Raw genomic sequence first — 18,534 nt, forward strand, 5'->3', positions numbered from 1 at the left:
ACAAAAGAAGTCATCATTTTGTAAATGATACTTCATTGACTGTGTATTTCATCATGGTACAATATTATGACATGTTTATTGTACTCTCAAGAGCTACGAGCGTCAAGGCAACTCGGAGTTTTTCATAGAGCTTATTAAAGAACTAATCTAGTGCATAATGCGTCGTTTTTTCTCGAAAAATCTACCATTACTTTATTAACGCTAAATTATAAGAAAATTCTAAGAAAGAAGGATAACAATGTTAAACACTCCATCTCCTACAATCTCATCCTTTGGTTATGAGATCATTCGCGATCATATTCTATCTTCTATACTCGGTAAACATGAGGATGATGTCCTTTATTGGGCAGGTAAAGAGCTTGCGCGCAAGTTTCCATGTAAAAGTCAAGACGAACTAATCGCATTTTTCGCAGATGCCTGTTGGGGTACATTAGAGCTAATGAAAGAATCGAAGGACGGACGTATTTTCCAGTTGACAAACGACCCTGAAATCTTGCAAATCAAACAACGCAGCTTCAGACTTGAAGCAGGATTTATAGCTGAACAGATTCAGCTAGCTAAAGGCTATTTAACAGAATGTTATGATGAAAAACGTGAAAAGCAACATTACGTTATGTTTACAGTCAAATGGGACGTGAAGGAACGAATTATGCATACGATTCCAACAGAGTAACAAAAAAGGATTGTCTCCCCATTCAATAAACGGGATGACAATCCTTCCTTTTATTTCGGGCAATTACAGAAAATGCTGTTTCTTCTATTATTATATGTAAAGAGCCTGCTCTAAATTAAATTCATCATGCAATGCATTTGCTGCACGAATCATTTCATCCTGTGGTACTACAACAGACACTTTAATTTCTGAGGTGCTCACCATCTTCACAGGGATATTCTCACGACGTAAACGATCGAACATGCGAGCAGCGACACCTGGATTCGAAACCATACCGGAGCCAACTATCGAAACTTTCGCCAATCCAATTTCGAAATCAGCAAAGCTAAAGCCAAGTGATACTTTACTATCCTCTAAAACACGTAAAGCTTCTGCAAATTCTTCTTTCAAAATCGAAAAGGACACAGTTGGTTTTAATCCATCAATGATTGCTTGAACAATGATATCCACGTTGATGCGATTTTCAGCAAGAGTTGAAAATATATCCGCTAATGAAGCATGTGAATAAGCATCATACCCAATTGTTAAACGAATAACATCTGATTCAAAGGCAACACCACGCACTACTAAATTTTTCTCCATCTCTACTTCCTCCTTCAATAAAGTACCTACTGACTCCACTAAACTAGAGCGTATGATCACTGGCATTTGGAACTTTTTAGCTAACTCCACTGCACGTGGATGAATGATGTGTGATCCTAAATGTGCTATCTCTAACATTTCATCATAGGAAATTTCCTGTAGTTTTTGTGCCTTTACAACAAAGCGTGGATCTGCTGTATACACACCATCAACATTCGTGTAAATGTCTGTCCGATCAGCATCTAATGCAACAGCAAGTGCAACGGCTGTCGTTTCGGTTCCACCTTTCCCAAGCGTTGTTATATTTTGGTCATTGTCAATGCCTTGATCTCCAGCAATAACGACGATTTGTCCTTGCAGCAAATGTTCATCAATACGGCTAACATCGATATGATTGATCCTTGCATGACTATGCATATGATCCGTGGAAATGCCAGCCTGCCAGCCTGTTAGTGACACCGCATTATAGCCAGCTTCTTGTATTGCAATGGCAAATACGGAGCTTGATAACTGAGAGCATGAAGATACAACTGCATCTAATTCACGTTTTGACACATCATCCGTGAAATGAAGTACGCTCATTTTCACATCCTGTATCGTTTGTCTCATCGCACCAACTACTACTACCACATCGAATCCTCTATCTCTTTCAGCAATTGCTTTTCGTGCAGCCTCTTGAATTTGTTCGGGCGATGCTAAAGCAGCCCCTCCAAATTTCATTACTATTCTAGACATTTCTTTTGTTCTCCTTTCCAGTCATGTAATTCACCTAAAATGAGGTGTAAAACAGCCTCTAGAAAACTAAAAAGGCAGCCTTCACAAAACGTGAAAGCTGCCTATAACATGTACAATAACGAAACTTGCGCATGTGTGATAGCTCTCCGAAACGTTTAGAATCGACAGTCTTACATTTTTTAAATGCAAAACCAGTACAACAGCGGAAACAACAATGCTGTACTTCGGCAAGGTCCCCTTTCACGCAATGTCTTAGGATTTGTTCATCCTCTTTTGCGCTACTTTTGAATCTTGCACCTCTATCATCACCTTAAAAGTGATTATATTAAATTTTTCCGCCCTCATATAGCAAGTGGGCTAATAACATTGGATCATAATGTTATTTACAACCTTAGCATATGTCTATTCCTTTGACAATGTCTCCTGCTGAAAATAGGCATAAATATGATTTGCTAAATTAGCTGGCATCCCAGCTTCCTGTAAAGCTAGCTCACTAGCCTCCCGTATTTTCTTCACGGAACCAAAGTGTTTCAGTAACTGCTGTTTTCGTTTTGGACCGACACCTTCGATTTGATCCAGAACAGACTGTATAGCATGCTTTTCATGCTGTTGACGCAAGAAGGTAATCGCAAAACGATGGACTTCATCTTGTATTCGTTGTAATAAATAAAAACCGTCACTTGTACGTTTTAAGGCAATGACCTCTGGCGGATCACCAAACAATAGCTGGGATGTATTATGCTTGTCATCCTTTGCTAAACCAGCAATAGGTATAACTAGTCCTAATTCATCCTCTAATACTTCACGCGCAACTTCCATTTGACCTTTACCACCATCAATTAGCACTAAATCTGGTAATGGAAGACCTTCCTTCAAAACACGAATATAGCGTCGACGGATTACCTCTTGCATAGCACCATAATCATCATGCTTGGCTGCTGTACGGGTTTTATATTTGCGATATTCCTTTTTGGCGGGTTTGCCATCAATAAAAACAACCATTGCAGATACGGCGTCTGTTCCATGCATATGACTATTATCAAAAGCTTCAATTCGTAATGGTGTCGTTATGCCCATTGCATCACCAAGTGCCTCGCATGCACCAATAGTACGTTCTTCCTGTCGTTCAATAAGTTGGAATTTAGCGGACACTGCAATTTCAGCATTTTTCGTCGCTAAATCTACCAACTCCTTTTTTTGACCTCGTTTTGGCGTAAGAACTTTGATACCTAACAATTCCGTTAAAATGGCACCATCAATTGCTTGTGGAATAAAAACTTCTTTTGGCTTAATATGTTCTGGTTTTTCATAAAACCGTCCCACAAATGTTAGGAACTCTTCCTCTGCGTCTTGATAGATCGGGAAAATAGAAACATCTCGCTCGATCAGTTTACCTTGCCGAACGAAGAAAACCTGAACACACATCCATCCTTTTTCCACAGCATAGCCAAAGATATCACGGTTAGTAGTGTCACTTGATACTATTTTTTGCTTCTGCATAACTGTATCAATATGGGCGATTTGATCACGAAACTCCTTAGCTCGTTCAAACTCTAAGTTTTCGGCAGCCGCAAGCATTTTTATTTCAAGCTCCTTTTTGACTGCCTCCACACCGCCGTTAAGAAACTTCGTCATATCCTCAATCATTTCCTGGTAAACATGACCATCAATTTGTTTCACACAAGGTGCTATACATTGACCCATATGATAATACAAACAAACTTTTGAAGGTAGCTGCACACATTTTCGTAGTGGATATAAACGGTCCAACAGCTTCTTTGTTTCACTTGCCGCATAGGCATTGGGATACGGTCCAAAATATTTAGCCTTATCCTTTTTTACTTTACGTGTCGTAATTAGACGAGGATGTTTTTCATTCGTAATTTTTAAATATGGATACGTCTTATCATCTGTTAACATGACATTGTATTTTGGATCATGCAGTTTGATGAGATTCAGCTCTAAAATGAGTGCTTCAATATTCGATGATGTCACGATATACTCAAAATCTTCTATTTCGCTTACAAGTCTTTGCGTTTTACCTTCATGTGTTCCTGTAAAATAAGAACGAACACGATTTTTCAGTACCTTCGCTTTACCGACATATATAATTGTCCCCTGTCGATCTTTCATCAAATAGCAGCCAGGCTGGTCTGGTAGAATATCCAGTTTACGCTTGATTAAATCGTTCATTACCTACCTGCCCCCTACGTAAGATTCCCCTCAATGAATCATTTTTATCTTTCCTTATTATATAACGAAAAAAAGCCGAACACATCAATTGATGGTCCGGCTTTTGTGAACTTCATTCATTACGCATGTTTTGCGATAAATGCTTCTAAAGCTTCTTTCGGTTGGAAGCCTACAGTTTTGTCAACTAATTCTCCATCTTTAAATAATAATAATGATGGGATTGACATGATTTGATACTCAGCAGCAGTACCTTGGTTATTATCTACGTCAACTTTTACAATTTTAGCCGCACTACCTGCAGCGTCCATTTCTTCAAGAACTGGCCCAATCATTTTACAAGGTCCGCACCAAGCAGCCCAAAAGTCCACTAATACTAACCCTTCTTTAATATCGCTTTGGAACGTAGCATCTGTTGCATGTACAATTGCCATTTGAAATCCTCCTTAAACTTACTATGATTGTAGTATAGCATGGATAAATTCACTTGAGCGAACAATCTGCCTGTAATGTATTTTTTATGAAAATCCGTGTTGAAAAATTAAATGCTATCGATTAATTCTATTGATGACGGCCTTTCCATAAATAAGTTAACGTAATGAAAATGTAGATTGCTAAAGTAATACCTGTCACGATTATTGAAGTGGTAAAAATAATACCAATTAAGATCGTACTCAACGCAATAATCGCTATCCAAGTAGTATAAGGGTACCATTTCACTTCATACACACTTGAGTTGGATGACTGTTTTTTTCTTGATTTTAAATGGGCTATTGCAATAATTAACCAAATAAATAATACAGTATATCCAAGTGACCCCATTAGAAAATCAAACGTCTTGCTTCCAGCATATAACGAAAAGATGACACCTACATACAATGCTAAAGTACACATCAAAATCGCATATACGGGAACATTTCTTTTGGATAATTGAGCAAATATTTTAGGGACACGACCGTCTACCGCTTGCGTATAAAGTACACGGGATGAACCATAAAGGCCCGAATTCATCGAAGAAATAATGGCAAGTAAAACGACAGCATTCATAATATGATCCGCGCCAGGAATTCCGATCATTTTAAATACCATGACAAATGGACTTTCTGGTACTCCATTCACTTCATTCCAAGGAATCAAACTAACAATAATAAAGAATGGCAGTAAATAGAAAGTAACAATTCGGATTAATGTACTGCGCACAGCTTTTGGGACTACCTTTTCAGGATTTTTTGTTTCAGCTAATGTAATCCCTATGATTTCCGTTCCACCATAGGAATAGATCACCACAAGCATAGCTGCAATCAATCCCATTGATCCATTTGGGAAAAAACCACCGTGAGAAGTTAAGTTAGAGAAACCTACAGCACTATGATGACCAAATGAGACAAGCAATAAAATGAGTCCTGCAATAATAAATACAATAATAACTGTAATTTTAATCAATGCTAGCCAATATTCCGTTTCAGCAAAAATCTTCACAGATAACAGATTAATAGCTGTCACTAGCACCGAGACAGATAACGCCAATATCCAAATTGGATATTCAGGCAGCCAATATTGAATAAAAATAGCGGCCACTACAGATTCGGCAGCAATATTTAATACCCACATCTTCCAATAAATCCAGTCTAAAAAATAAGCTGGATATTTACCTAAAACGGATTCAACTAAATCTCTAAACGTTCTTGCCTCTTTATTGCGGACTGCCATTTCTGCAAGACCTTGCATAACAAATAGTAAAATAATGCCCCCTAATAAATAGGCTATGAGCACTGATGGACCTGCCATATCGATGGCTGCACTACTTCCTTTAAATAATCCTGCGCCAATAGCACCACCTAATGCCATCATCGTAATGTGACGCGAGGTCATTGTTCGTTTTAATTGTTGCTGATTGTTCTTTTCCACTTTCCTACCTCCTAAAAATCAAAAAAGGCATACCGTCTGTTCCTTCATCATCAAATGAAAGAAGAGACGATATGCCATAAGCAAACCGCGGTACCACTCTAATTGGCTCAATATGAACCCAACTTAAAACCTTGTAACGAAGGTTAATCGTCAAACAAATAGAATAATCAGACAATTCCATTTATCTTACCACTCCTAGGCAAGTTCAAAGTCTTATTGGTCTGCGTTGCACCAACCCGCAGCTCTCTTTACCGAATAATGAGCTTTTACTACTCCTAATCTTTGCGTTTAAAAACATTATGATTGTAAATTTAATGATTATTCAACACTATAATCGCAACTGTTAGGTATGTCAATATTTTATTTTGCGATAATTTTCAAATAGCAGTTACTTGCTTAGAAAATGAAAAAAGCAGGAAGGCTCATCCCTTCCTGCAATAACCTTTATGCATTCACTTTTAAAGCCTTAAATTCCTCAATTAGAAGCGGAACTACTTCAAATAAATCTCCAACGATTCCATAATCGGCTACTTTGAAAATATTTGCTTCAGGATCTTTATTGATAGCAACAATGACTTTAGAGTTTGACATTCCTGCTAAATGCTGAATAGCCCCTGAAATACCAGCAGCAATATAAAGATCAGGCGTTACAACCTTACCAGTTTGACCAATTTGCAGTGAATAGTCACAATACTCAGCATCACATGCACCACGTGATGCTCCTACTGCACCACCTAGTAAATCTGCAAGCTCTTTTAGTGGCTCAAATCCTTCTTCAGATTTTACACCACGGCCACCAGCAACTACTACTTTTGCCTCTGATAAGTCAACACCTTCTGAAGATTTACGAACAACCTCTTTAATAATTGTGCGAAGGTTTGTAATTTCTACAGTAACTGCCGAAACATCTCCTGTTTTACCATCAACTTTTTCTAAAGGTGCAATGTTATTTGGACGAATAGATGCTAATACAATTCCGTCTTTTACTTTCACCTTTTCAAAAGCTTTACCCGAGTAGATTGGTCGGATGAATACAACATCATCGCCTGCGCCTTCAATTGTAGTAACATCAGATACTAAACCTGCTTGTAATTTACTTGCAATTTTTGGCGATAAATCTTTCCCATTTGCCGTATGGCCAAAGACAATGCCAGCTGGCTTTTCTTGCTCAATAACAGCTAGTAGTGCTTGACTATAGCCATCAGATGTATATTGTTTTAAATGTGGGTGTTCCACCGTTACAACTCGATCAGCACCGTATTCAAATAATGGACCTGTTAAATTTGCTACAGCATCCCCTAAAAGTACCCCTACAACCTCGCCACCATCAGCGATTTGTTTTGCAGCTGCAATTGCTTCGAAAGAAACATTACGTAAGCTTCCTTCACGAACTTCACTTAATACTAATACTTTTTTTGACATAGCATATTCCCTCCGTTACCCTTTAAGATTCGATTTTTTAAACTACTTTTGCTTCTGTGTGAAGTAGATTTACCAATTCTTTTACTTGTACAGAAAGGTCGCCTTCAAGAACACGGCCTGCTGCTTTTTGAGCTGGTAAGAAGATATCAACCGTTTCAATCTTCACTTCTACGTCATCTTCATCGATATCTAAATCATCTAATTCAAGCTCTGCAAGCGGTTTCTTCTTCGCTTTCATAATACCTGGTAGAGATGGATAACGTGGCTCATTTAAACCTTGTTGAGCTGTTACTAACAGCGGTAAGGAAGTTTCAATTACTTCTGAATCTCCTTCTATATCACGAACAATTTTTGCAGAAGTTCCATCAATCTCAAGCTTTGTAATCGTTGTTACATAATTAATATCTAATAAATCTGCAACACGTGGACCCACTTGACCAGAACCACCATCAATCGCAACATTTCCTGTTAAAATTAAATCAGCATCTTTATCTTTTAAGTATTCTGCTAATAGAAAAGCAGCAGCATTTTGATCTAATTCATCTAAATCATCTTCCGTATTGATAAGCACTGCTTCATCAGCGCCCATTGCTAGCGCTGTTCGTAATTGCTTCTCAGCATCCTCGCCGCCAATTGTTACTACCGTCACTTTACCGCCAGCAGCGTCACGCACTTGGATTGCTTCTTCGATGGCATATTCATCGTAAGGGTTAATAATGAATTCTGCGCCGTCCTCTTGGATTTTACCACCCGACACAACGATTTTTTCTTCTGTATCAAACGTACGTTTAATTAATGCAAAAATATTCATATATCCATACCTCCTGGAACGTTTTATAATTCTAAGTAAACTTATAAATATTATATATATTTAGTTTCAATAACATCGATAACATCCTTGCTCGTTACTATCGACATATGGGAAATTTATTTGCCAGTAAACATAGGCTCTCGCTTTTCAATGAATGCTTGAATTCCTTCTTTTGCATCTTCTGTGATGAATACTGTGCCAAAGGATTTCGCTTCCGCTTCAATCCCTTCATAAAATGAAGCATGCTTTGCATATTGCAAGGTTTGAATAGCTGCCTTCAAAGCAATTGGGCTCTTCTTGGCAATATTCTTTGCAATATTTAATGTTTCCTCTAACAGTGTCTCTTCTGAGAATGCACGGTTTGCTAAGCCCCATTGCACAGCTTCTGTACCGGAAATCGGTTCGCTCGTAAACATCATTTCAGCAGCCTTTGCTACACCAACATAACGTGGTAGTCGTTGCGTACCGCCGAAGCCAGGAATAAGGCCTAATTGTAACTCAGGTAAACCTAGTTTCGCTGATTCCGTCACAAAGCGCATATGACAGCTCATTGCTAGCTCAAGCCCACCGCCTAATGCTGCACCATGAATAGCTGCGATAATCGGCTTAGGGAATGATTCCACACGCTCAAATACTTGCTGTCCATTGCTAGCTAGCTTCGTAAACTCTTCTCCAGATTCTACCCCAGTAAATTCTTTAATATCTGCACCTGCAGAGAAGAAACGGCCTTCACCATGAAGTACAAGGACTCTTACAGCATCATCATGTTCTACAGCATCTAGCACAGAATTTACTTCTGCAATAATACCGCGAGATAATGCATTTGCTGGTGGACGTGCAATTGTAATATTTGCTACCCCATCTTCCACTTTCCAACTTAGAAATTCCATTTCTCCACATCCTTTTAACCTTTAATGGCGTTCAGGATTAATGCCTGAACCTTCGGAACCTGCTCCATCAAATCATATCGATAGTCATTCATAACCCACGACGTAATAGTTTCATCGATTGTTCCAAAAACCATTTGACGTGCCAAGCGTACATCCATCGTTTGATTGAACTCACCTGAAAGCATACCTTCGATTAAAATTTGATCAAGTAAATGTAAATACTCACGTAATACTGAATTAATTTTTAGTCGTAAGTCTTTATTTGATTGGCGAAGCTCTAATTGTGTGACGGTTGCTAGGTATCGATCTGTCGCTAGAACATTAAAATGATTTTCAATCATTCGGGAAAGTTTGTCTTTAGACGTATTCCCATTTTCTATTATATCTTGTAATGACTCTACAAAAACAGCCATTTTTTCATTAAAGACAGAAATTAATATATCTTCTTTATTTTTAAAATATAAATAGATTGTTCCATCGGCCACCCCAGCCTGTTTGGCGATTTTCGATACTTGCGCTTGGTGATACCCATTTTCCGCAATAACGATGACAGCTGCATCAATAATTTGTTTATATTTTGGCTTATCTCGTTTCACTTTTATATCACCACCTAAAAAACATGCGCACGTCAACATAATCAAGTATGACGTGAGAACCTAAAAAAATATGAAAATATGAATGGTCATTCATTCATATTTTCATATTATATTTTACATCATTGCTTGTCAATACTTTACCACGTATTTATTTCGCTTCTTTATTCGCCATTTTTGTTTTTTCTTCATCCACTAATGTACGGCGCAAAATTTTCCCAACGGCTGTTTTTGGCAGCTCATCTTTAAATTCATAATACCGTGGAACTTTAAATGACGCTAGATGCTGACGGCAATATTTATTTAATTCGTCTTCTGTAATCGAATATCCTTCTTTTAAAACAATATAAGCTTTTACCGTTTCTCCTCGATAAGGATCAGGTATACCTGCTACAACGCATTCTTGAATTTCCTCACGCTCGTATAACACTTCTTCAACCTCACGAGGGTATATATTAAAGCCCCCTGCAATAATCATATCTTTTTTACGATCCACTACATAGAAATAGCCTTGCTCATCCATATAGCCAAGATCTCCTGTTAAAAACCAGTCATCTGTAAATGTAGCGGCCGTATCCTCTGGGCGATTCCAATAGCCCTTCATCACTTGTGGTCCTTTAACTGCAATTTCACCAACTTCACCAACTGGCAATTCTTCCGTATCCCCTGTCCGCAAAATAATCGCTTCTGTATTTGGCCAAGGTAATCCTATTGAGCCAATCACCCGCTTGCCCCAAATTGGAGTAGCATGTGTCACTGGTGATGTTTCAGTTAATCCATAACCCTCTACTAATTTTCCACCTGTTACCTCTTCAAACTTCTCTTGCACTTCAATTGGCAATGAAGCAGAGCCACTTAGGCAGGCCTTAATAGATGATAAATCGTAATTAGCAATGTCTGGATGATTTAATAAACCGATGTATAGGGTTGGCGCACCAGGGAAAAGTGTTGGCTTTTGCTTATCAATTGTCTTTAATGCAGTTTCAGCATCAAATTTCGGTAACAGCACCATTTTATTTTGAGTGAAGACTGATAAAAGCATAACAGTTGTCATACCATAGACGTGGAAGAATGGTAGGATACCCATAATGACCTCATCACCGTGCACACATTTATACATCCATGCATCACACATTGTCGTATTGGCGATTAAATTTTTATGGGTTAGCATGACTCCTTTAGGGAATCCGGTTGTTCCACCTGTGTATTGTAGTAATGCTAGGTCATCTTCAAAATCAAAAGGAATATGATCCATTACCTTGATTGGTGCAGAACGCATTATTTCTGAAAACAAATGATTTTGTCCACTATGTTCAACCTTGACACTAAAGCCATATTGCTTTTTTTGAATAAATGGATAGACTAAATTTTTTGGGAATGGTAAATAATCTTTGATGGCTGTCACAATGACATTTTCTAGGGCGGTTTCTTTTATAATTTTCATCACTCTTGGGTACAAAATATCCATCACAAGAATAACTTTTGCACCCGAATCTGCCATTTGATATTGAAGCTCACGTTCAGTATAAAGTGGATTTGTTTGTACGACAACAGCACCTGCATACATGGCACCGTAGTAAGCGATTACACTTTGAGGCGAGTTAGGTAACATAATTGCCACTCGGTCTCCCTTTTCCACACCTAATGATTGTAAATAGTTTGCGAATCTTAAAGCAGACTCATATAGTTCGGTGTACGTCAAATCCTTCCCCATAAAATGAATCGCTACTTTTGATGGATTCTTCTTATAGGCGCGTGTCAAAAACTCTTGCACTGGAATTTCCTCAAACGTTAAAGACGATGGTACTTCTTCAGGATAATTTGCTAGCCATGGTTTTGCTGTCATACGTCCTCTCCCCTTTGTCCCAAACTTTGTCAATTCTTAATTTTATTATAATGAAAAAGAAATGCACTTTCAAACAGAAAATAGAAAATAAACGCATTTTCGATTAATTATTATGCATTTAACAACATTATTATGACTAATTCTAAATAGGATTTGTATGGGTAGATACGATGAATACTCATTCATTCTCTCGTTTTTCAGATTAGAAATAACCTATATATTGCTATATTTGAAAAACAATTTTTCCTATCAGGGCTTTAATAGGTTTAGTTGAAGCCACCTGCTATAAGCTCAATAAAAAACGCATCCTTTAAAAAGGATGCGTTAATGTGCTTAAATAGTCATCATATAATAGACGCCCACTGCCAAAAATGCGATACAGACAATGATTAGTACCTTTGCTAATTTTTCCATGTCATGACACTCCTATGCAATACTTGCCCCAATTACAAACGATAGACCAACTGAAATGGTAAAGGAAATGAAACCAACTGAGCGATTATCATTGGCAATCTCTTGATCAACATTAAAACGAGGTGTCATAAATTCAAATAAGAAATAGGCAACAATTAACAACGTAAAACCAAAAAGACCCCAGCCAATCATTTCACTTAATGTACTATGACGAGCAATAGAAAAACGAAAAATATTACAAATTCCTAGTATTTTTCCGCCTGTTGCAAGTGCCACAGCAACATTACCTTTTTTAATTTCTTCCCAATTTTTATACTTCGTCACGACTTCGAACAATGCCATCGACACGACTAAACATAACACAACAACACTAAAGTATCCTGCCGTTTCGATAATTGGATATCGCCAAAAGCCAGAATTCAGCATTTTTCTCCGTCCCCTTTATAGCTTATTTCAATTCAACAACTGTGACGCCTAAGCCCCCTTCGCCGGCTTCACCAAAACGGAAGGATTTCACACGCTTATTGTTTTTCAAATAGCTTTGAATACCTTGGCGTAAAGCCCCAGTACCAACACCATGGATAATAGATACCCGACCATAATTCGCAAGTAATGCATCATCAATATACTTTTCTGTTCTTAAAATTGCATCTTCATAGCGCTCTCCACGCAAATCCAATTCTAATTTCACATGGCCATTTCGATTTTTTACACCAGCTGTTCGTACAATAGGCTCTTTTTCAGGTTTAATATACTCCAAATCACTATCAGAGATTTTCATTTTTAAAATTCCCATTTGGACAACCCATTCAGTATTCGATACTTTTTCTAACAAAGTACCTCTTTGACCATAGCTTAACACCTTTACCTCGTCCCCGACAACTAAGTTTTGCGCACGGGCTTTTACTTGTGCAGCTTTTTTTAGTACTTTATTATTGTCAAGCGGTGTTGCTTCTTCCAAACGCTTACGCGCTTCAATTAGCTCATGCTCTTTAACAACTTGGTCGGCATTTTTTCGCATTTCTCTCAGCTCAGCAATAATGCCTTCCGCTTCATGTTTCGCTTCTTCTACAATTTTACGAGCTTTTTCTTTAGCTTTCTTATCAAGTGCCTCTTTACGCTCATCATAGGCTTGTAATTTATCTTGCAGCTCTTTACGTAAGCTCTCTGACTCTAACAATAATGCATGGGAACGCTCTGCATCATCTTCAGATTGACGACGTGTTTCCTCTAATGAAGCAATCATCGATTCAACCTCATGTCGATCTGTTCCTGTGAAGCCTTTAGCACGCTCAATAATGGTTTCAGGGAGCCCTAAGCGACTAGAGATTTCAAATGCATTCGAACGTCCAGGAACACCAATTAGTAGACGATAGGTAGGACTCAATGTTTCTATATCAAATTCTACACTAGCATTGGCAACACCAGGTCGATTATAACCGTATGCTTTGAGCTCAGGGTAGTGAGTCGTTGCCATCACACGTGCACCACGACCATGTACCTCGTCTAAAATAGAAATGGCTAAAGCTGCCCCTTCTTGTGGGTCTGTACCTGCTCCTAACTCATCAAAAAGAACAAGTGACTCATCATCAAATTTTTGTAAGATGTCGACAATATTGACCATATGAGATGAGAATGTTGAAAGCGATTGCTCTATAGATTGCTCATCACCAATATCAGCAAACAATTGTTTAAACACAGCAAGCTGAGATCCATCCAATGCTGGTACTGGTAACCCAGCTTGAGCCATTAATGTACACAAGCCCACTGTTTTTAATGTTACCGTTTTACCACCTGTATTTGGACCCGTAATTACTATTGCCGTAATGTCTTTCCCAAACTCAATATCGTTTGGCACAGCTGTATCTATTGGTAATAGTGGGTGGCGTGCACGAACAAGGCGGATATAGCCATCCTGATTCATTTTAGGCATTGTACACTTATTGGCTTGGCCATACTTGCCTTTAGCTAAAATGACATCGATATCCCCTAATACCTTTACTAAGTTAAATAAATCTGGTGCTACATCTTGCACCATTGCGCTTAATGCTAGTAAAATTCGTTCAACCTCAGCCTGTTCTTTCATTTTCAAACGATGAATTTCATTATTCGCTTGGACAATAGAATCTGGCTCAATGAATAAGGTTTGTCCAGAAGAAGATTGGTCATGAACGATTCCACCATAATGATGACGATATTCTTGCTTAACGGGAATAACAAAGCGATCATTCCGAATTGTAACAAGTGTATCAGATAGCATTTTCGATGCATTACTGCCACGGATTAAGCTCTCCAATTTAGAGCGTACCTTTGCTTCCTCCGAGCGTAAGGATTGGCGAATAGTTCGTAAAGTTGTACTAGCCGAATCTAAAACAGCTCCGTTATCATCAATACAGTTATTAATTTCATGCTGTAATCCCGTTAATACAGGCATTGTTTCCTTTTTGGCGATAAAATGGGGAATTTCAATCACTTCATCGGCTTCCAAATCCTCAATAAAATTGCGAAGAATTCTACTAGCTCGAATTGTACTAGAAATTTCCATTAGCTCTATCGCCGCTAACATGCCTCCTATTTGGGCACGTCTTGCAGATGGTCGAACATCAAATATTCCACCCATCGGTACATTACCTTTTACACGTAAAATGGATAAACCTTCGTCCATTTCTTCTAATAGTTGTACTACTTTATCAAAGTCAGTCTGTGGTACAAGCTCCTCGATGGCTGATTTCCCAATTGAAGAAGTACAATAGGTAGCCACTTGTTGCCGTACTTTATCGTATTCTAGTGTTTTCAATGCGCGTTCTGCAATCACTGAGAACACCTCCTCAACCTATTTATTTCGTCGTATGAACGCCTCAAATTGTTCACGCGTCCATGTATTCACAATCAAATCTTTTGGTATCCATGCTCTATTGGCATAGCGAACTCCAATATCCATAAAACGTAGATGTGCGGTATCATGCGCATCCGTATTAATCGCTATTGGCACACCTGCTGCTAAAGCCATCTCTAAATGTTCAACACATAAATCAAGACGATATGGATTAGCATTTAACTCTAAAATTTTACCATATTCCTTCGCCCAGGCAATTAACTGTTGCATATCAGGATTATAGCCATCACGATCTTCAATAATTCGCCCTGTAGGATGGGCAATCATATGGACATAAGGATTTTGCATAGCTGTCAGTAGACGTGCCATAATTTTTTCCTGTGTTTGTGTAAAACTTGAATGTATAGAAGCAATTACAAAATCTAATTCACGCAAAACTTGATCATCAAAATCTAAGCTACCATCCGGTAATATATCCATTTCTGTCCCTGAAAATAAATGAAATTCTGGGTGAGCTTCATTAAATGCCTCAATTTCCACTCGCTGTTTTTCTATACGCTCTGGTGTTAAACCATTTGCGACTTTTAGAAATTGGGAGTGATCCGTAATAACGCTATATTGATAGCCACGCGCTAGTAATGCCTGGCCCATTTCTGCAACAGAGTATGCACCATCTGACCATGTCGTATGCATATGCAAATCGGCCTTAATATCTTCTAGTCGGACCAATTTTTGGATATCCTCTGTTTTGTCAAATTCTACTGTCCCTGTACGCAAGCTTGGTGGAATCCAAGGTAAATCAAAATGAGCAAAAAATGCCGCTTCATCTTGAAATGTTAGAACAGTTCCATCTTCCTGCTCCACTCCATATTCACTAATTTTTTCACCTCGCGCTTTTGCAAGCTGGCGCATGCGTACATTATGGTCCTTAGAACCTGTAAAATGATGCAAGGCAGTCGCATATTCCGTATCCTTCACTAAGCGAAAATCAACGCTTACTGGCTCATCTAAGTCCAAGATCACCGAAATTTTTGTATCTCCTGCTGCAACGACTTCTTGGATGGCTAATGTATTTAATAATTGTTCACGGACTGCCTCAACCGCTTCTGTTACAACAATAAAATCAATATCTTTACTAGTTTCCACTGCACGACGGAAACTTCCAGCTACAGAAAAACGTTCCACTTCCTCCATACTATCTAGAAGGGCCTCTATTTGTAAAACCACAGGCTCTAGCTGCCAAATGGGTAGACGCTCAGAGCGATTAGCTAAATTGGCAAGTTCCTTTAAAATTTTCTCCTCTGTTTTGGCAGCAAAGCCAGCTAATTCACGTACTTTGCCCGCTTCACAAGCCGCCTTTAAGCTTTCTGCTGAGTCGATGCCTAGCTCTTGGTGAAGCTTGGCTATCTTTTTTCCACCTAAGCCTGGCAACTTTAACAATGGCAATAACCCTTTAGGGACAATCTCTTCTAGTTCCTTAAGCAAACTTGACTCACCTGTTACCATCAAATCCTCAATAACAGCAGCTGTCCCCTTGCCAATTCCTTTTAGTTTTGTCACATCATCCATTTCACTTAATGAACGCTCGTCTCCTTCAAGTGCCGCAGCTGCTTTTCGAAAGGCGGATACCTTGAATGGATTTTCACCTTGTAATTCCATATACAGAGCAATTTTTTCGAGCGTGCGAATAATGGTTTTTTTATTCACCAATAATTCCTCCTATCGTAAAAACACTTCTCTCCAAACAGAGAGAAGTGCATAGTTGACTATTGCATATAAATATACCACCAGTTTTGGAACATCTTTGTAATGACCGGTGTATGCTCTAAAATAAGACCACTTAACAATGACTTCGACATTAAATTTTGTATGCTATCAATCGGTAGTAGTGCGCATACATATAGCAAAATAAACATAATTAAATAGTTTTCAATCATGCCGAATAGCGCTCCAAGCCAACGATTTACTGTGTTCAGTACAGGTAAATAAGCAATAAAATCAAAAATCGATGCCACAATTTGCAATGTTATTTTTACGGCAAAGAAAATTACCGCAAAAGCAATTACACGATAGAATGTGCGGTCTAAATCTAGACTGTCTATCACGACACCAAGACTACCTGTATCAGTAACTCCTGGATACGGAACCCAAAATACAAATTTTTGTGCTAATGGCTTATAATAAATATACGCAACAATTAGGGCTACTATAAAGCTGACAATGTGCATCATTTGTACAATGAAACCACGTTTTGCACCGACACCAATTCCAGCTAACAGTACCACTAATATGATTAAATCTAACATTCTCTTCAACCCTTTAATTTTTTCAATTCTTCTTCCAGCTGCTCCAGCCGCTCTTTTAATAGTAAATGATCATGTACTGTATTTACTGCTGTCAGAACAGCAAGTTTTGTGCTATCAAGTGAGGGATTATGTACGTTCATCTCGCGCATACGGTCATCAACAATCGAAGCAACAAGTCGCATATGGCCAATGGATTCCAAGCCGACCATTTTATATGTATGACCATATATTTCCACAGAAATTTTATTCTTTTCTTGTTTTTCCATAGTCGCACCCTCCTATAAATTCGATACATGCAAGATTTTTTTGGCTTGCTAGCACCATCACACAAAAAAGCTATTTATTATCATACCATGAAAGGTATAAAATTGTGAACAATGAGGACAGAAAGGATCGATTAAATGTCAAATATTGTACTTTCCATTTCAACAAATATTCAAAAAGAGGTGATGGCATACTATGCATCCAATTATATTGAACGCAAGGCTGCTGGTGTAATCTTCGCCGCAAAACTACCAGATACCTCCATAACCATGTATAAATCAGGAAAATTAATGTTTCAGGGTGGTGGAGCTGAACGTGAAGCTGCCCGCTGGGGGACCATTGAAAAAACATCGAACTCAAAATCATCTAGTATTGGAGCAAAGGGTGATACACTACCCGACCAATTTGCAACGATGTCCGTATTAGGCTCAGATGAAACAGGCACTGGTGATTATTTTGGCCCTATTACAGTAGCTGCCGTATATGTACCTGCCTCCAAAATTGAACTGATCAATGAGCTTGGTGTCAAAGATTCAAAATTGTTATCGGATGATTACATGCGGAAAATTGCTCCTGATTTACGCGCAGCTTGCGTTCATAGTGTTCTCGTCTTACGCAATGAAAAATATAACAGCTTACAGGCAAAGGGCTACTCCCAAGGGAAAATGAAAGCCATGATGCATAACAAGGCACTGCAAAACACACTGACAAAAATGGCTCCTGAAAAACCTGAATGTATTTTAATTGATCAGTTTGCAGAACGAGGCGTTTATTACAATTACTTAAAAAACGAACGAGAAATTGTACAGGAAAGCGTGTACTTTTCTACTAAAGCCGAGCAATTACATGTAGCCGTGGCTACAGCATCCATTCTAGCTCGTGCTGCGTTTTTAAAGGAAATGGATCGTCTCAGTGAAATAGCGGGTTTAGAGTTAATGAAAGGGGCCTCCAACAAGGTAGATGTGCAAGCTGCACGTATTTGGCGTAAACAGGGCGAAGAATTTCTACGCTCCATTACAAAATGGCATTTTGCTAATACAGAAAAAGCGAGAAAGATGATTTAA

At 38.5% G+C, this 18,534-nt stretch carries 16 protein-coding genes, 1 riboswitch and 1 other annotated feature; of the genes, 2 read left to right on the forward strand and 14 right to left on the reverse strand.

Annotated features, from left to right (window positions below):
- The first annotated feature begins 238 nt into the window (after nt 1-238).
- Nucleotides 239-673 (forward strand): YslB family protein, encoded by a 435-nt coding sequence (locus tag MKX57_RS17695; RefSeq protein ID WP_008179166.1) that lies wholly within the window; start codon nt 239-241, stop codon nt 671-673.
- A 90-nt stretch (nt 674-763) separates the two neighbouring features.
- Here MKX57_RS17695 and MKX57_RS17700 read toward each other — a convergent pair whose 3' ends face one another.
- The 14 genes from MKX57_RS17700 to zapA all read right to left on the reverse strand — a co-directional run bounded on the left by MKX57_RS17700 (nt 764) and on the right by zapA (nt 17,472).
- Nucleotides 764-1,990: an aspartate kinase gene (locus MKX57_RS17700; protein ID WP_096365032.1), complete on the reverse strand. Its 1,227-nt coding sequence runs from the start codon at nt 1,988-1,990 to the stop codon at nt 764-766.
- Nucleotides 1,991-2,121: 131 nt separating this feature from the next.
- Nucleotides 2,122-2,300: riboswitch (Lysine riboswitch) on the reverse strand.
- Nucleotides 2,301-2,392: 92 nt separating this feature from the next.
- Entirely contained in the window at nt 2,393-4,183 is a 1,791-nt protein-coding gene (uvrC, locus tag MKX57_RS17705; RefSeq protein ID WP_008179169.1) for an excinuclease ABC subunit UvrC, read from the reverse strand.
- Between the two features lie 119 nt (nt 4,184-4,302).
- Nucleotides 4,303-4,614, reverse strand: coding sequence for a thioredoxin (gene trxA, locus MKX57_RS17710; protein WP_008179170.1), 312 nt, complete (start codon nt 4,612-4,614; stop codon nt 4,303-4,305).
- A gap of 127 nt (nt 4,615-4,741) precedes the next feature.
- On the reverse strand, nt 4,742-6,052 hold the full coding sequence (locus MKX57_RS17715) for an amino acid permease (protein ID WP_043990579.1): 1,311 nt from the start codon (nt 6,050-6,052) through the stop codon (nt 4,742-4,744).
- A gap of 95 nt (nt 6,053-6,147) precedes the next feature.
- Nucleotides 6,148-6,380, reverse strand: a binding site (T-box leader).
- Between the two features lie 152 nt (nt 6,381-6,532).
- Entirely contained in the window at nt 6,533-7,510 is a 978-nt protein-coding gene (locus tag MKX57_RS17720; RefSeq protein ID WP_008179173.1) for an electron transfer flavoprotein subunit alpha/FixB family protein, read from the reverse strand.
- Between the two features lie 37 nt (nt 7,511-7,547).
- Nucleotides 7,548-8,321 carry an electron transfer flavoprotein subunit beta/FixA family protein gene (locus tag MKX57_RS17725; protein ID WP_008179174.1) on the reverse strand — a complete coding sequence of 258 codons (774 nt, stop codon included), beginning with the start codon at nt 8,319-8,321 and terminating at the stop codon, nt 7,548-7,550.
- A 116-nt stretch (nt 8,322-8,437) separates the two neighbouring features.
- A complete protein-coding gene (locus MKX57_RS17730) occupies nt 8,438-9,211 on the reverse strand; it encodes an enoyl-CoA hydratase (RefSeq protein ID WP_008179175.1) in 774 nt (257 codons plus the stop codon).
- Between the two features lie 14 nt (nt 9,212-9,225).
- A complete protein-coding gene (locus tag MKX57_RS17735; protein ID WP_025114529.1) occupies nt 9,226-9,807 on the reverse strand; it encodes a TetR/AcrR family transcriptional regulator in 582 nt (193 codons plus the stop codon).
- A gap of 148 nt (nt 9,808-9,955) precedes the next feature.
- Entirely contained in the window at nt 9,956-11,650 is a 1,695-nt protein-coding gene (locus MKX57_RS17740) for a long-chain-fatty-acid--CoA ligase (protein ID WP_342550505.1), read from the reverse strand.
- Between the two features lie 426 nt (nt 11,651-12,076).
- Nucleotides 12,077-12,490 carry a DUF350 domain-containing protein gene (locus MKX57_RS17745; RefSeq protein ID WP_008179180.1) on the reverse strand — a complete coding sequence of 138 codons (414 nt, stop codon included), beginning with the start codon at nt 12,488-12,490 and terminating at the stop codon, nt 12,077-12,079.
- A gap of 22 nt (nt 12,491-12,512) precedes the next feature.
- Entirely contained in the window at nt 12,513-14,879 is a 2,367-nt protein-coding gene (locus MKX57_RS17750; RefSeq protein ID WP_008179182.1) for an endonuclease MutS2, read from the reverse strand.
- 18 nt (nt 14,880-14,897) lie between these two features.
- A complete protein-coding gene (gene polX / locus MKX57_RS17755; RefSeq protein WP_090002295.1) occupies nt 14,898-16,607 on the reverse strand; it encodes a DNA polymerase/3'-5' exonuclease PolX in 1,710 nt (569 codons plus the stop codon).
- 59 nt (nt 16,608-16,666) lie between these two features.
- Nucleotides 16,667-17,206: a CvpA family protein gene (locus MKX57_RS17760; protein ID WP_012295574.1), complete on the reverse strand. Its 540-nt coding sequence runs from the start codon at nt 17,204-17,206 to the stop codon at nt 16,667-16,669.
- A 5-nt stretch (nt 17,207-17,211) separates the two neighbouring features.
- The gene (gene zapA / locus MKX57_RS17765; protein WP_008179187.1) at nt 17,212-17,472 is read right to left on the reverse strand and encodes a cell division protein ZapA; all 261 of its coding nucleotides are present in this window, start codon (nt 17,470-17,472) and stop codon (nt 17,212-17,214) included.
- Between the two features lie 135 nt (nt 17,473-17,607).
- On the opposite strand from zapA, the gene rnhC reads away from it, so the two are divergent.
- Complete coding sequence (rnhC, locus tag MKX57_RS17770) at nt 17,608-18,534, forward strand: ribonuclease HIII (RefSeq protein ID WP_096365030.1); 927 nt, start codon at nt 17,608-17,610, stop codon at nt 18,532-18,534.

It is taken from the genome of Lysinibacillus sp. FSL M8-0216 (assembly GCF_038595555.1).
Lineage (GTDB): Bacteria > Bacillota > Bacilli > Bacillales_A > Planococcaceae > Lysinibacillus > Lysinibacillus fusiformis.

Coding starts and splice junctions, on each gene's coding strand:
- MKX57_RS17720 (WP_008179173.1), bottom strand. CDS start 7,510: ATGTCAAAAAAAGTATTAGTATTAAGTGAAGTTCGTGAAGGAAGCTTA.
- MKX57_RS17725 (WP_008179174.1), bottom strand. CDS start 8,321: ATGAATATTTTTGCATTAATTAAACGTACGTTTGATACAGAAGAAAAA.
- MKX57_RS17730 (WP_008179175.1), bottom strand. CDS start 9,211: ATGGAATTTCTAAGTTGGAAAGTGGAAGATGGGGTAGCAAATATTACA.
- MKX57_RS17740 (WP_342550505.1), bottom strand. CDS start 11,650: ATGACAGCAAAACCATGGCTAGCAAATTATCCTGAAGAAGTACCATCG.
- MKX57_RS17695 (WP_008179166.1), top strand. CDS start 239: ATGTTAAACACTCCATCTCCTACAATCTCATCCTTTGGTTATGAGATC.
- MKX57_RS17700 (WP_096365032.1), bottom strand. CDS start 1,990: ATGTCTAGAATAGTAATGAAATTTGGAGGGGCTGCTTTAGCATCGCCC.
- trxA (WP_008179170.1), bottom strand. CDS start 4,614: ATGGCAATTGTACATGCAACAGATGCTACGTTCCAAAGCGATATTAAA.
- zapA (WP_008179187.1), bottom strand. CDS start 17,472: ATGGAAAAACAAGAAAAGAATAAAATTTCTGTGGAAATATATGGTCAT.
- rnhC (WP_096365030.1), top strand. CDS start 17,608: ATGTCAAATATTGTACTTTCCATTTCAACAAATATTCAAAAAGAGGTG.
- MKX57_RS17760 (WP_012295574.1), bottom strand. CDS start 17,206: ATGTTAGATTTAATCATATTAGTGGTACTGTTAGCTGGAATTGGTGTC.
- uvrC (WP_008179169.1), bottom strand. CDS start 4,183: ATGAACGATTTAATCAAGCGTAAACTGGATATTCTACCAGACCAGCCT.
- MKX57_RS17715 (WP_043990579.1), bottom strand. CDS start 6,052: ATGACCTCGCGTCACATTACGATGATGGCATTAGGTGGTGCTATTGGC.
- MKX57_RS17745 (WP_008179180.1), bottom strand. CDS start 12,490: ATGCTGAATTCTGGCTTTTGGCGATATCCAATTATCGAAACGGCAGGA.